This is a genomic window from Nocardia higoensis NBRC 100133 (genome assembly GCF_000308595.1).
Classification (GTDB): Bacteria; Actinomycetota; Actinomycetes; order Mycobacteriales; family Mycobacteriaceae; genus Nocardia; species Nocardia higoensis.
The window spans coordinates 88,189-102,384 of sequence record NZ_BAGA01000098.1; the positions used below are offsets into that span (position 1 = coordinate 88,189).

12 protein-coding genes are annotated in these 14,196 nt (G+C 70.1%); 3 read left to right on the forward strand and 9 right to left on the reverse strand.

Annotation, left to right across the window (positions count from 1 at the left end):
* Positions 1-37 precede the first annotated feature (37 nt).
* Entirely contained in the window at positions 38-994 is a 957-nt protein-coding gene (locus ON26_RS18005) for a metallophosphoesterase family protein (protein WP_085999041.1), read from the reverse strand.
* A gap of 156 nt (positions 995-1,150) precedes the next feature.
* On the opposite strand from ON26_RS18005, the gene ON26_RS18010 reads away from it, so the two are divergent.
* Together ON26_RS18010 and ON26_RS18015 are read left to right on the forward strand one after the other, a co-directional pair.
* Positions 1,151-2,110 (forward strand): oxygenase MpaB family protein, encoded by a 960-nt coding sequence (locus ON26_RS18010; protein ID WP_040797332.1) that lies wholly within the window; start codon positions 1,151-1,153, stop codon positions 2,108-2,110.
* Between the two features lie 46 nt (positions 2,111-2,156).
* Positions 2,157-2,741, forward strand: coding sequence for a TetR/AcrR family transcriptional regulator (locus ON26_RS18015; protein WP_040797362.1), 585 nt, complete (start codon positions 2,157-2,159; stop codon positions 2,739-2,741).
* Positions 2,742-2,807: 66 nt separating this feature from the next.
* On the opposite strand, the gene ON26_RS18020 is transcribed toward ON26_RS18015, so the two are convergent.
* Positions 2,808-5,480, reverse strand: a complete 2,673-nt coding sequence (locus tag ON26_RS18020) for a SaeA-related protein (protein ID WP_051027192.1) — start codon at positions 5,478-5,480, stop codon at positions 2,808-2,810.
* 5 nt (positions 5,481-5,485) lie between these two features.
* Positions 5,486-7,168 (reverse strand): Hsp70 family protein, encoded by a 1,683-nt coding sequence (locus tag ON26_RS18025; RefSeq protein ID WP_040797333.1) that lies wholly within the window; start codon positions 7,166-7,168, stop codon positions 5,486-5,488.
* Between the two features lie 101 nt (positions 7,169-7,269).
* On the opposite strand from ON26_RS18025, the gene grpE reads away from it, so the two are divergent.
* The gene (gene grpE / locus ON26_RS18030; RefSeq protein ID WP_083884175.1) at positions 7,270-7,902 is read left to right on the forward strand and encodes a nucleotide exchange factor GrpE; all 633 of its coding nucleotides are present in this window, start codon (positions 7,270-7,272) and stop codon (positions 7,900-7,902) included.
* A gap of 28 nt (positions 7,903-7,930) precedes the next feature.
* On the opposite strand, the gene ON26_RS31695 is transcribed toward grpE, so the two are convergent.
* The 6 genes from ON26_RS31695 to infB all read right to left on the reverse strand — a co-directional run.
* Positions 7,931-8,848 (reverse strand): cupin-like domain-containing protein, encoded by a 918-nt coding sequence (locus ON26_RS31695; protein ID WP_051027193.1) that lies wholly within the window; start codon positions 8,846-8,848, stop codon positions 7,931-7,933.
* 171 nt (positions 8,849-9,019) lie between these two features.
* Positions 9,020-10,363, reverse strand: a complete 1,344-nt coding sequence (locus tag ON26_RS18040) for an MATE family efflux transporter (protein WP_040797366.1) — start codon at positions 10,361-10,363, stop codon at positions 9,020-9,022.
* A gap of 93 nt (positions 10,364-10,456) precedes the next feature.
* Positions 10,457-11,467: a DHH family phosphoesterase gene (locus ON26_RS18045; RefSeq protein WP_040797334.1), complete on the reverse strand. Its 1,011-nt coding sequence runs from the start codon at positions 11,465-11,467 to the stop codon at positions 10,457-10,459.
* A 10-nt stretch (positions 11,468-11,477) separates the two neighbouring features.
* On the reverse strand, positions 11,478-11,921 hold the full coding sequence (rbfA, locus tag ON26_RS18050) for a 30S ribosome-binding factor RbfA (protein ID WP_040797335.1): 444 nt from the start codon (positions 11,919-11,921) through the stop codon (positions 11,478-11,480).
* Positions 11,922-11,973: 52 nt separating this feature from the next.
* Complete coding sequence (locus ON26_RS18055; RefSeq protein WP_040797336.1) at positions 11,974-12,264, reverse strand: DUF503 domain-containing protein; 291 nt, start codon at positions 12,262-12,264, stop codon at positions 11,974-11,976.
* An 86-nt stretch (positions 12,265-12,350) separates the two neighbouring features.
* On the reverse strand, positions 12,351-14,196 hold a 1,846-nt coding region (gene infB / locus ON26_RS18060; RefSeq protein ID WP_218000598.1), incomplete at its 5' end, for a translation initiation factor IF-2.

Genomic DNA, 14,196 nt, shown 5'->3' on the forward strand with positions numbered 1-14,196 from the left:
GCCTAGTCCAGCGGGCCGCGCACCGGCCCGGCCCCACTCATACGCCGCGGCGCCGCTGAGCCTTCGCGCGCATCTCGGCCGCGGCGGTCTCCATCTCGGGAGTCAGCCGGAAATGGCCGCCCCACTTGTTCAACGAGCCCGGCGGGTACTCCGGGGCGGGCAGGATCTGGCGCAGCAGCCGGTCGGGCAGGCCGCGGCGCTGCCACTCCCGCGGGTAACCCAGCGAGACCTCTTCGAAGCGGACGCCGTTGTAATAGGAGGTGCGCGGGATGTGCAGGTGGCCGTAGACCGAGCAGACCACGTTGTAGCGGGTGTGCCAGTCGGCGGTCTGCACCGTGCCGCACCACAGCGCGAACTCCGGGTAGAACAGGACGTCCGTGGGTTCGCGCACCAGCGGGAAGTGGTTGATCAGCACCACCGGCGTGCCCTCGGGCAGCCCGTCGAGCTTGCGCTTGGTCACCTGCACGCGGTCGTGGCACCAGGCGTCGCGGGTGAGGTAGGGATCCGGCGAGAGCAGGAACTCGTCGGTGGCCACCACATTGCGCGAGCGGGCGATGGCCAGGCCGTCGGCCTTACCGGTCGCCCCCTCGGGCAGGAACGAGTAGTCGTAGAGCAGGAACATCGGCACCAACGTCACCGCGCCGCCGTACTGTTCGCTGCCCGCGCCGCGCCACACCGGGAACGGGTCCTCCGGCGTCACCACATCGAGGTCGCGGCAGATCGACACCAGGTAGTCGTAGCGGGCCACCCCGTGCATCTGCACCGGATCCTTTGCCGTGGTCCACAATTCGTGGTTGCCCGGCACCCAGATCACCTTCGCGAAGCGCTCCCGCAGCAGCCCGAGCGCCCATCGGACCTCTTCGGTCTTCTCGCCCACGTCCCCGGCCACGATCAGCCAGTCCTCGGGCGAGTCGGGACGGATCTGTTCGACGACCGGCCGATTTCCCTGGTGGCCGACGTGAATGTCGCTGACCGCCATCAACTTGGGTATCACCCGATCCACCTTGTCACATCGATGGCCGCGGGCTCACCGACACCACCGTGTGCGGTGCAGGCTGCGCGCCCGAGCAGGCCGATCACCCGCCGGGCAGGCGCGGCGGTGCTAGCGTGGGACATAAAGACGATTTCGTCCCATCGTGTCAGGAGCGCTATGCCCGCCTACGACGGCACCAAGTTCGATATCGGCGTGCGGGAGGCCGTGCCTGGCGCGGTCGACGACGCGCTCCGGCCGGATGCGCCCCGGCTCGGGCCCGACTCGCTCGTCTGGAAGTTCTACGGCGACATACGCGTCACCGCGTTCGGCTTCCAGCGCCCGGCCGCGACGGAGAACTGCATCGAGCAACTCGCCCAGGGAGTCGAGGACCACTCGGTCATCTTCTCCGACCTGCGCGGTCGCGGGGCACGCACGATTCCGCCGATCATGGAGACGGTCTATTCCGAGGACCCCTACGGCACCGGGCGCCGGGTACGCGACTTCCACAAGACCATCAAGGGCACCATCGCAGACGGTTCGCGCTACCACGCGCTCAATCCCGAGCTCTTCTACTGGGCGCACGCCACATTCGTCGATCAGGTCATCTACATGGCCGACACCTTCATCCGGCGCCTGTCCTACGAGGAGAAGAAACAGATCTTCGAGGAGTCGCGAACCTGGTACGAGCTGTACGGGGTCAGCTCCAGGAACCAGCCCGGGACCTACGAGGAGTTCCTGAGCTACTGGGACGCGATGACCGCACGGTTCGCGCCGACCCGGGTGGTGCGCTACGGGACCGGATACCTGCGCAAAGGGCTGCCACGTCCGAAGCAGGCGGCCGCCATCCCGACGCCCGTGTGGCGGGCACTGACCGCGGCGCCCAACGCTTTCCTGCGCATGGTCGGGATCGGCACCCTGCCGCCCGAGGCGCGCGCAGCCTGCGATCTCGCCTGGGACGACGAGCAGGAGAGGCGATTCCAGCGCTTCGCGGCGTTCATGCGCGCGCTCAACCCACTGTTCAACCGATTGCCGGTGGGCCTGCTGTATCTGCCGTGGGCGGCCCGGGCGTGGAAACGCCACGGGGTCGACCCGCGCCGGATCCACAATCGGCCGCCGACGACGACGCCTGCGCGCTGATGCGGCACCCGGGCGGCAGCCGGGTCGGCTACTACGATCGGTGATCATGGTGAGCAGCGCACGGCCCGAGGCGCCGACGCGGGGCGCGCAGGAGCGCATTCTCGAAGCGGCCAGAGCGGAGTTCACCGCGTTCGGACTGCGCCGGTCGAATATCGACGACATCGCCCGCCGCGCGGGTGTCGGCCGCAGCACGCTCTACCGCATCTTTCCCAGCAAGGAAGCCCTGTGGGAACGACTGGCCGAGGATGACACGGCGCAGTTGATGAAGACCCTGACCAACATCGCCACCGGCCGCAGCGCCCAAGACGCTGTCATCGAATGCTTCACGGCGGCAATCGAATCCATCTCGCACAACGACCTGCTGATGCGCATGCTGGACAGCGATCCCGAAGTGGTGTTCGCCGTTTCGGCCCGCACGCCCACCGCGGTCGTGACGTCGAGCGCGCTGGTCGCGCGGACACTCCGGCGCAGTGGCGTGACGATGGACGACGAGGACCTCGAAACGGTCGCCGAGATCATGGTGCGACTCATCTCCTCGTTGCTGCTCACTCCCGGCGGCCGGGTGGACCTGTCCGACTCTGCCTCGGTACGTCGCTTCGCGCAGCGCTATCTCGCCCGTCTGGTCTGGTGAGCGCTGGTCCGCCGGCTGCCCTCGTGCGATGGGCCCTCGTCGGCGCAAGGGCGCGGGCGCCGGAGGCTAGGCCGTATGCGACCAGTGCATACGCGCCGACGGCGCCACACCGGGGGCGACCAGCAGCCTGCCGTCGGGTTCACGCCTGCACGAGGCGACCGCGACATGGCACGGCCGGGGCAGCTCCGCCGGTATGGTGACGCCGCCGTCGATCTGATACCGCATGTTCGTGACCTTCCAGGCGCGCACGCCGGGCTCGTCATGGGTCAGCGGCGGCCGATCCGCCCGCACCACCACCATCACCTCGGTGATCCCGGCGGGCCAGTCGAAGACCAGCAGTCCGCCGTGCTCGGCCAGACGAGCGACGACGGGAATACCGCCCGGCATCGGATCGGCAGGGACATCCGGCCCTGCTGTCCCCGGATCCCCGCTGGATGTCTGCCCGGGCCCGGAAGCCCGCTGCCCGTCCTGCATCGGGACCGACGCGAAACCGGTATCCCAGCCGGCGTTCGCCCGCGCCGCGGGCGCGGCGTGTCCGTCGGCCGATGCGTGCTCTCCAGTCGTGGCCTGCCCGTGGGTCGCCTCGCGCGCACCGGTCACCGAAGGCCCACCGGTGGCCGGGTATCCACCGGTGGCCTTGTCTCCGCAGGCTGCGGCGTGCTCTCCGGCCGCATAACGCCCACCAGCCGCACCGTCCCTGCCCGCCGCAGCTCGCTCCCCGGCCGCACCATGCCCGCCGGCCGCACCGTGCCAGCCAGGGGCCGCATGGCCATCGGTCGCGGTTGATGTGGCGGCCCGCTCGACGGGTCGAGCCGGGCTCGACGTCTGTTGCGGCGGCACCGGGGTCGACGCCGTGGCGGGAGCGTCCTGGTCCGCCGGTGCGGGGCGCGCCCGGCGGGTGGCCGGGCGGGTGTAGTCGATGCGGGCGGTGGTCGTCGGCCCGGACGCGACCTCGGTCCGGGCGGCAGCCGGACGGGGCACGGCGTCGGAGCGGGCCGGTTCCGAATAGCGGCCGCCGATCGCCGTGGCGACGGCGTATACCGGGATGTCGCCCTCGGGAGCGCCGCCGTCTTCGATCTCGGTGGCGTGGGTCCGCCCGACGACGCGCCAGGAACCGTCCGGACGCAGGCAGGTGACGCGGTAGTCGGCGCGTTCGGCCGTCGGCGCCGACCAGGTCACCAGGACCGAGCCGTTGGGCAGCCGCCTGGTCGCGACACCGGTGGGGGTGGGTACCGGGGTGTCGGCCAGCTGGCGGGTCGCCGATTCGTGATCGGCGCAGCAGGCCAGCGCCTGGCTCAGCAGGCGGGCGCGCTCGACCGGGGAGGCCGCCGCGGCGGCGCCGACGAGCCGATCCGCTTCGGCTACAGCCCTTTTGGCCTCCGCGCCGAGCGCCTCGAGACCGACGTCGTAGCCGGTGGGCGGGGGGACGTCCGAGGCGGTGCGGCGCAACGTGTCGACCAGGTCGAGCACTTCGGCGTACCGGGTGGCCGCCCGGGCGGTAGCCGCGGCGCGCCACCAGGCCGCTGCCTCAGCCAGTACCCGTTCGACATCGTCTGCGACGGAACGGATCTGGGTGGTGCCGTCGCGATGGGCGTCGAGCATGCGCGCGTCGGCGATGTGCCGGGCCGCCTCCTGCGGGCGGCCCGCACGCAGGGCAGCGCGAGCGGCCTTCAGCGGCTCCATCCATTCCTGGCGTGCCCGAGCCGGGCTCGCGACCGGCGCAGGGGCAGGACCGGGCGGAGCATGGGGCGGTGGCATCCCCGGCCGCACCCTGGCCCCGAGCTCCCGCGCCAGTTCCTCCAGGACCATGACCGCACCGGACGAGTCGAGGCCCAGCTCGACGGCCTCCTCGTGCAGGAATTCGTAGTCGTCGCCCGCCAATTCGTCCTCGACGAGCACCGCGGCCCTGACCTTCGGCCGCAGCCGCTCGGCCACATCGGACACCACCGAGACCACATATTCCTCGGCCGCATCGGCGCCGGGCTCGAGCAGATCCGCGACGTGCACCAGCAATTCGTCGAGCACCACCCGCATACGGCCCGGCGGCAGCTCCCTGGCCCGCGCGCGCAGGGCGTCCGCGCGCAGTCGGATCTCCTCGGTATCCCCTGCTCGGGTGGTATCGAGCCCGATCAAGGCCAGCAGGGTCGGGGTGGGCGGGCCGTCGACGAGCCTGGCCCATTCCGCGAGCAGGCGGCGGATCTGCCCGCGGCGCTCCTCGGTGAGCCGGGTGGGCGCGGGCCGGCCGGCGGCCGAGGCATCGGCCACGACCCGATGCCTGCGCAGCCGACCCGCCACTTCGGCGGCACTCAGCCCGCCCATCGCGCCGATCTCCTCCAGACCGGCGACCTTGCCCGCCGGGACGCCGCCGTGGCGCTCCACCAACCGGGCGATCGCCGCGTCGAGCATCGCGAACCGCTCCGCATCGCGCTCCTCGCGCTCGCGCCGGATCCGCAGGGCCTCGGCCCGGCGCGCGGAGCCGTCGAGCAGCAGATACGACAACCGTTCGTGGTTGTCCACCAGCAGCCCGACCAGCACCCGGTACTTGGGATGATCGCGCTGGCGCTGCCAGAACCCCCACACCTCGGTCACCCGGGCCGCCACCTCGGCGTCGGTGAGCGTCTCGGCCAGCTCGAGCGGCACGTCGTAGAGCTCGAAGGCGTCGGAGTGCTCGAGGCCGCCGCGGCGCTCGACCGCGGCCAGCACCCGCTTGCGGTAGTCGTTCGGATCGAAGGGCTGCATGTCGGTCAGAGGTCGCGCCGCCGGGAGCGCTGCAACTGCTCGAGTTCGCGCGCGACGTCCGCCTGCGACAGCGCGGCGCCGGTCTGCGCCGACAGGGCGAGCGGCATATCGGCGTCCACATGATGCGCGGTGACGTGCAGAACCCCGTCGAAGCCCATCTCGAAGGTCACCCGCACCTCGCTGCCCGCCGGGTAGCCGGGCGGAATACCGCGGATCCGGCCTTCCACCAGCACTTTGGTGTCCTCCGGCCGGATCGACTCGGCTTGGCCCTGCTGCTCGACGATGGTGAGCTCGATCTGATCCTGGTCGGCGCGCACCGTGCCGAACGAGCGGCGCACCCGCACGGGCAATGTCTGATTGCGATGCACCAGCCAGGCCGCCGCCAGGCCGTAGTGCGAATCCAGTGCCAGCACACCGAAACCCCGCGAGACCACGGTGTCGACCTGGATCTCGAGCATGCGGCGAACCACACTCACCGGCTGCCCGAAGGAGGCGGCCACCCTGGCCACCGCCTGGTCGAGATCGACGGGCGCGGCCTCGGTCAGCGCGCCGCCGTCACGCAGCCTGCCCCTGGTCACCAGGTCGGCGACGACGAGCCGCTCCATCTCCAGCTTCTCGCCGTAGAGCGCCGCACCCCTGGCCACCGACAGATCGGGATCACGCAGCTCGCCGTGCAGCCCGAACTCCTCGAGCAGCGCACGCGCCACCATCGGCATCCGGGACGAACCGCCCACCAGCAGCAACCGGTCGACCTGCGCGACACCGCGTTTGGCTGCCTCGGCCAGGCAGTCGCGGGTGAGGTCGACGGTGCGGCGCATGAGCGAGCCGGTCATCGCCTCGAGTTCGGCGCGCGTCAGGGTGATCACCGAGCGACGGCCGTCGTGCGCGACGACCACTTCGGTGCTCTCGGCATCGCTGAGATCGTGCTTGGCACGTTCGGCGGCGAGCACCAACATCTGGGAACCGGCCGAATCGTCCAGCGGGTCCTCGGCGTCGGGATGCTCGGCGCAGAACCGCTGCGACAACTGCAGGGCGATGCGCTCGTCCCAGTCGGCCCCGCCGAGTTGGTGATCACCTTCCACGGCGAGCACCGAGATGCGGCGGTCGGCGAGTTCTATGACGGTGGCGTCGAAAGTGCCGCCGCCGAGGTCGTAGACGAGCACCGTCTCCCTGGCGCCGGACTTGCCGATGTCGATGCTGCCGTCGAGCTTGCCGAAGCCGTAGGAGAAGGCGGCGGCGATCGGCTCGGACAGCACGCCCGCGACGTCGAAGCCGGCATAGGTGCCCGCCTGGATGGTCGCCTTGCGCTCTTCGTCGCCGAAGTAGGCGGGCACGGTGATGACCGCGCGCCGCACCGGTTCGCCACCGGAGAACTCCGCGTCGGCGGCCAGGCTCTTGAGGATCAGCGCCGAGACCGCGGGGGCGGACCACATCTGACCGTGCGCGGTGAAGCGCCAGTCCGCGTCGCCCATGCGGCGCTTGACCAGCGCGCACACGTGCTCGGGGTCAAGCCGGGCCTGGCGCCGGGCACCCTCGCCGACGAGATGATCGAATGCGGATGCGAACAGCACGACAGAAGGAACCGTCGGTTCCCCGTTCATGCCGATCAGCACTTCGGGCCGGCCGTCGGCGTCGATCCGCGCGATTGCCGAGTTCGTTGTGCCCAGGTCGATGCCGTAGACCCCCATGTGTGGTGATGCTAGCAGTACCCGCCGACAGTCCCGACGGCCTCACCGCGCGAATTCCACTGCCCCCGCGACGATTCGCCCGGCCGGGCTATGGTGCCCCCATGACGGAACCCGGGCAGCGCACCGAAGACGCGCGCGACCGCACTCCTGAACAGGGGGAATCCACCATCGACAGCGAAAACCGAACCAACACCGCGCCCGAGCCCCGGACCGACGTGGTCCCCGGCAACGGAGCAGAACCGGAGTCCGGCACCCGCGCAACGGACGACACCGCGGCGGCCCTGGCGAAGCTGGCCGAGCGCGTCGAGGATCTGTCCCGCATCGTCGCCCGGCAGGCCGCCACGATCGAGCGGCTGGCCGACGAGGCGAAGGCGCGCGACCGCAGGGCCCGCGCGGGCGCCGATCTGCCGTTGGTCACCGAACTGTTCGCCCTGCACGGCGATACGGTCACCTGCGCGCGCACGGCCGAATCCGATCGCGACCGCGGCGCGTTCACCGCGCTGGCGAGCCGGTTGGAACGACTTCTCACCGGCCGGGGCGCCGCTCTCGTCGCCCCGGCTCCGGGTGCCGCTTTCGACGCGCGCACGATGTCGGCCACCGACGTGGTGAGCACCACCGACGCCGCGGCGGACCGCACGGTGGACGCGCTGCTCGCGCCCGGTCTACAGGTCGGTGACCGCTCGGTCCGGCCGGCGAGTGTGGTGGTCCGCCGCCACCGGCCCGCCGCGACCTAGCGGCGCGGGCGGCCGGCGGACCGGCGGATCATGAGGACCGCAAGAACTTCCCGGTGATCCCCGCGACGATGCGCAGCACGCCGCGCGCCGCCATCGGGAAGAACGCCGCGCGCATGAACTCGAAGTAGTTCGGGTTGTAGCGCGCGACATAGGAGATCGAGGCGTCCAGCGATTCGACCTGATGCCACCAGAACATCGGGATGTAGAGGACGTCGCCGGAATCCAGGACCACGTCGTAGGACTCGGCCTCGCGCAGACGGGGCAGTGCGGCGGTGTCCGGATCGAACTCGTCGGGCAGTCCGGTGTACGGGTCGTCGACCTTCAGCGGCACCCGGCCGTACACATTGCGGTACTCGTCCGGCGGAAAGAGCCGGACCCGCTTGCGGCCGTGCAGCTGGATGAGCAGGCCGTGCCAGGGGTCGTTGTGCAGCGGGGTGAGATTGCCCGCCTGTCCCATCCACACACTGCTGGCCGCGGTGCTCTGGGTGCGGCTGCCGACGGTGGCGGGCAACTGCTCGGCCAGCGGCCGCGGGTTGGCGGCGGCACGCGAGTAGTACTTCTTGTCCGGCCGCGGGGTGTCGAAGACCGCGTCGATCACGTCGCCGTATTCGAGCAACTCCACCGGCGAGGTCTCCTGGGTGAAGACATTCGTGGTGCTCGTCAGCGCGTACACCTTCTCGGTGCGGTACTTCTCACGCAGCCGCTGCGGCTGGTAGTCCTCGAACACCGGCCAGCCGCCCGCCACCTCGCGGATGACGACCGGGGTCTTGCGGTCGAAGACCTCGGCCAGTTCCAGATCCGGATGCGCGGGAACCGGCCTGCCCGCCGTTCCGCCCTTGCGCGGCCGCACCCGATCACGCACCGAACGCGCCACATACAGTGCGAAACTGGCGCCGAGAATCGGTGCCAATGTCAACGGCCGCTCGTCGTACCCCTTGTCCGTCATCTCACCACTTCCGCGTAGACACGTCGCACCGCGCCCGATCGAGCGCGGTCTTCTCCTCACGGTATCGCTGCTGACTGTCTCAATCGATACAACAGAAATGGTGTCTGTACAGCGAGAATCGGCAAAGCGACGCGATAGCGCGGCGCGGCGGTACCGGCCGCGCACAGTGATTCAGGACCGTGCGCCCGCCTTCGCGGGCACCTCCGCGCCGACCCGGAGCCAACCGCCGGACACCGTGCGCCCACAGACCGCGGCCAACCGCAGCACCATGAAAATGCCCAGGCCCGACCAGATCCCGGCGATCCCCCAGTCGAATGCCAACGACAACCAGATGACCGGCAGGAATCCGGCGACCGCCGCCGCGAGCGTGGCGTTGCGCAGAAAGGCGGCGTCGCCCGCGCCCAGCAGCACCCCGTCGAGCGCGAATACGACGCCGGCGACGGGAATGAGGGCGACGAAGAACCACCATGCCACCGAAGTCCGGTCCAGCACATCCGCGTCCGTGGTGAACAGCGTGGGGATCACCGCGTAGCCCGCCGCGAACACCACGGCCAGCACCAGCGCGAACACTTCCGACCACCGGGTGACCCGACCGGCAAGACGCTTCGCTCCGGCCGCGTCTCCGCCACCCAAGGCCGCGCCGACGAGAGTCTGCGCGGCGATGGCAAGGGCGTCCAGGGCGAGCGCGAGGAAGCTCCACAGCTGCAGCACCAATTGGTGTGCCGCCACCGAAGCCGCGCCGAACCGGGCCGCGACCGCCGCGGCCGAGACGAAACATGCCTGAAAGGACAGGCTGCGCAGGATCAGATCCCGGCCGAGCACGAGTTGGGCGCGCATCATCGGCCAGTGCGGTGCCCGCGCGACCTGTTCGCGCGCGAGCGCGGAGAGGAACAGCGCGGCGGTGACCACCTGCCCGGCGACATTCGCCACCGCCGACCCCGCCAATTCCATTCGCGGGGCGCCCAACAGCCCGTGCACCAGCACCGGGCACAGCACCGCCGAGCAGCCCAGGCCCGCCACCACGAAGACCAGCGGGCGGCGTGTCTGCTGCACGCCGCGCATCCATCCGTTGCCCGCCATGGCGATGAGGATCAGCGGCACACCGAACAACGCGATCCGCAGCCAGGGCAGCGCCTCGGCCGCCACCGCGCCGCCACCGGCGATCACGTCGGCCACCGGGCGGGCCGCCGCCTGCATCACCGCCAGGATCGACAGTCCTGCGCCGATCGCCAGCCAGGTCGCCTGAACGCCCTCCGCCACGGCCCCGTTCCGATCGCCGGCACCGTGCCTGCGCGCGGAACGCGCGGTGGTGCCGTAGGACAGGAAGGTCAGCTGCGTGCTCACCTGCGCGAGAATCAATCCGCCGACCGCGAGTCCCGCGAGTGCGAGCGCCCCGAGACGACCGACCACCGCCAGATCGAACAACAGGTAGAGCGGCTCGGCCACGAGCACGCCCAGCGTCGGCACGGCCAGGCCGAGAATGCGGCGCGGCCCCGCGGCGGCCGGGTCGGCGATCGCGTCCTCGCGACTGTGCTTCGGTGCGGTCGCCGAGGAAGGCTCCCCGGACGACGGTCCTTGCGGCGAGTTCACGGTCGAGTACGCCCTCGCTCAGCCGAGCGCTTCCAGCAGCGCCGCGACGATGTCCTGCGGATGTCCCTCGGTCGCGTACCCGGCGGCGAAGCGATGCCCGCCTCCTCCGAGCACGGTCGCCACCTCGGCGACATCCACGCCGTCGTCGGCGCCTGGACCGGAATTGCGCGAACGCAGCGAGACCGTCCAGCGGTTCTCGACGGTGCGTGATTCCTTGAACACCGCCGCGATCCCGGCCTCGGCGGCCGTGCGCACGATGTCGACGACGCTCTCGACCTCTTCCGGGCGCACGCCCAGCACATCGTCACGACCGATGACCACATAGGCCAGCCCGACGCCGTCGCGGACCTGCGGCTCCAGCCTGGCGGTCGCCAGCACTCGGGAGAGCATGGGCAGCCAGGCGAACGGATGGGTGTCGAGTAGTCCGCGGGTGATCTCTGCGCCGTCGATTCCGGTGGCAAGCAACCGTTCGGCAAGCGCGTGCGTGCCGGGTCGTACCCAGCGGAACGATCCGGTGTCGGTGACCAGCCCGGCATACAGGCAGTGCGCCACCTCGGCGTCGATGGGTTCGCCCCAGGCGTCGAGCACCCGGGCGATCAGCCCCGCGGTGGACTCCGCGCCGGCATCGACCACGTTGATCGCACCGAAGCAGGTGTTGGATCGGTGATGGTCGATCACGATCGAGGTCCGTGCCCGTGTCAGCAGCTCGATGAGAACACCCATGCGGCTCGCGCTCGCGCAGTCGACCGCGACCACCACATCCGCTTCACGGGGCACCTGCGCCGGCGGCACCAGCAGATCCACCCCCGGCAGGGTGCGCATGGACGCGGGCAACTCGACCGGATCGGCGAACGACACCCGCACATCCACCCCACGCCTGCGCAACACCAGCCCAAGCGCGAGTCCGCTGCCGATGGTGTCGGCGTCGGGTTGTACGTGGCTGACCACGGCAACCGTCTTCGCGGCGTCCAATGCCGCTACCGCCGCGCGCAACTCGGTGTCGATAGGACCGTCGGCGCTGATCGTCATGCGCGCAGTGTCACTCGTCCTCGTCGCGATCGACCTTGTAGGGGTCGGCATCGCCCGCGGGTTTCGCGTTGGCGGCCGCACGCGCGGCCGCCTCGTCGGAGGCGCGGGCCCGCGCGAGCAGCTCTTCCATCTCGCGCGCGGCGTCGGGCACCCGGTCGAGCACGAAAGCCAGTGTGGGGGTGAACTTCACGCCGGTACCCGCGCCCACCTTCGAGCGCAGCACGCCCTTGGCCTTCTCCAGCCCGGCGGCCGCGGCCGCGTAATCGGGCTCGGCGTCGATGGTCTCGCCCATCACCGTGTAGTACACCGTGGCCTCGCGCAGATCACCGGTGACCTTGGCGTCGGTGATCGTCACGAAACGCAGCCGCGGGTCCTTGACTTCGTACTCGATCGCGGTCGCCACGATCGAGGAGATCCGCTTCGCGAGTCGGCGTGCCCTGGCTTGGTCCACCATGGCTTTTCCTCCTCACTATCGATGAAAAGACTATCGTTGAAAAATCGGCCGGCTAGTCCTCCGGGCCGAAGACCCGGCGGCGTACTGCCAGCAACTCCAATTCCGGACGAGCGGCGACATGCCGCTCGCATTTGTCGAGTACCGCGCTGAGGTGATTCATATCAGGGCTGACCATCGCCACCCCGAGTAAGGTGCGCCGATACCTGTCGTGGTCCCCGCCCTCGGTGGTACTCACACCGAATCGTTGCAGCTCGGCGAGCACCGGCCGGATGACCGAACGCTTCTCCTTCAAGGAGTGCACGTCGCCGAGCAGAATGTCGAACTCCAGTGCACCCAGGTACACCCATACACCTTCCAGTGCCGGCGACCGCACCGCGCGGTGCGCACCCGGTCAGGGGCGCGCACCGCGCGGCATGGTCGGTCGAGGCGTCAGTCGCGCGGCTTCTCGCGCAGCTCGTAGGCCTCGATGATGTCGCCTTCCTTGATGTCGTTGTAGGTCAACGTCATACCGCACTCGTAGCCTTCGCGGACCTCGGTGGCGTCGTCCTTCTCGCGCTTGAGCGAGGAGATCGTGACCGTCTCGGCCACCACCACGTTGTCGCGCAGCAGGCGGGCCTTGGCATTGCGCTTGACCGAACCCGACAGCACCATGCAGCCGGCGATATTGCCGACCTTCGAGGAGCGGAAGATGGCACGGATCTCGGCGCGACCCAACTCGACCTCTTCGTAGATCGGCTTGAGCATGCCCTTGAGGGCCTTCTCGATCTCGTCGATGGCCTGGTAGATCACCGAGTAGTACCGGATGTCCACGCCTTCGCGGTTGGCCAGCTCGGTCGCCTTGCCCTCGGCGCGCACGTTGAACCCGATGATGATCGCGTTCGACGCCGAGGCCAGGTTGACGTTGGTCTCGGTGACGCCACCGACACCGCGGTCGATGACGCGCAGACGCACCTCGTCGCCGACCTCGATACCCATGAGGGCCTCTTCGAGGGCCTCGACGGTACCGGAGTTGTCGCCCTTGAGGATCAGGTTGAGCTCCGAAGTCTCCTTCAGCGCGGCATCCAGATCTTCCAGGCTGATCCGCTTGCGGCTGCGCGCGGCCAGGGCGTTGCGCTTGCGCGCATTGCGCCGGTCGGCGATCTGGCGGGCGATGCGGTCCTCGTCGACGACCAGCAGGTTGTCGCCGGCGCCGGGCACCGAGGTGAAGCCGACCACCTGGACGGGCCGCGACGGCAGGGCCGCCTCGACGTCGTCGCCGTGCTCGTCGACCATGCGGCGCACGCGACCGTAGGCGTCGCCCGCCACGATCGAGTCGCCGACCCGCAGGGTGCCGCGCTGGATGAGCACCGTCGCCACCGGACCGCGACCGCGGTCGAGGTGGGCTTCGATGGCCACGCCCTGGGCATCCATGTTCGGGTTGGCGCGCAGGTCCAGTGCCGCGTCGGCGGTCAGCAGGACCGCTTCCAGCAGCGCCTCGATATTGGTGCCCTGCTTGGCGGAGATGTCGACGAACATGGTGTCGCCACCGTATTCCTCGGCCACCAGCCCGTATTCGGTGAGCTGCTGGCGGATCTTCTCCGGGTTCGCGCCTTCCTTGTCGATCTTGTTGACCGCCACGACGATCGGCACATCGGCCGCCTGCGCGTGGTTGATGGCCTCCACCGTCTGCGGCATGACGCCGTCGTCGGCGGCGACCACCAGGATCGCGATGTCGGTGGCCTTCGCGCCACGGGCACGCATGGCGGTGAACGCCTCGTGACCCGGGGTGTCGATGAAGGTGATCAGGCGATCGTCGTCACCGAGGTGGGTGAGCACCTGGTAGGCGCCGATGTGCTGGGTGATGCCACCGGCCTCGCCCTCGCGGACGTTGGCCTTGCGGATCGTGTCGAGCAGGCGGGTCTTGCCGTGGTCGACGTGACCCATGACGGTGACCACCGGCGGACGGATCTGCAGGTCCTCCTCGTCGCCCTCGTCCTCGCCGTAGGTGAGGTCGAAGCTCTCCAGGAGCTCGCGGTCCTCGTCCTCCGGGCTGACGACCTGGACGACGTAGTTCATCTCGCCGCCGAGCAGCTCGAGGGTCTCGTCGTTGACCGACTGGGTCGCGGTGACCATCTCGCCGAGGTTGAACAGCGCCTGCACGAGAGCGGCCGGGTTCGCGTCGATCTTCTCCGCGAAGTCCGACAGCGACGCGCCGCGAGCGAGGCGGATGACCTCGCCGTTGCCGCGCGGCAGCCGAACGCCGCCGACCGACGGGGCCTGCATCGAGTCGTATTCC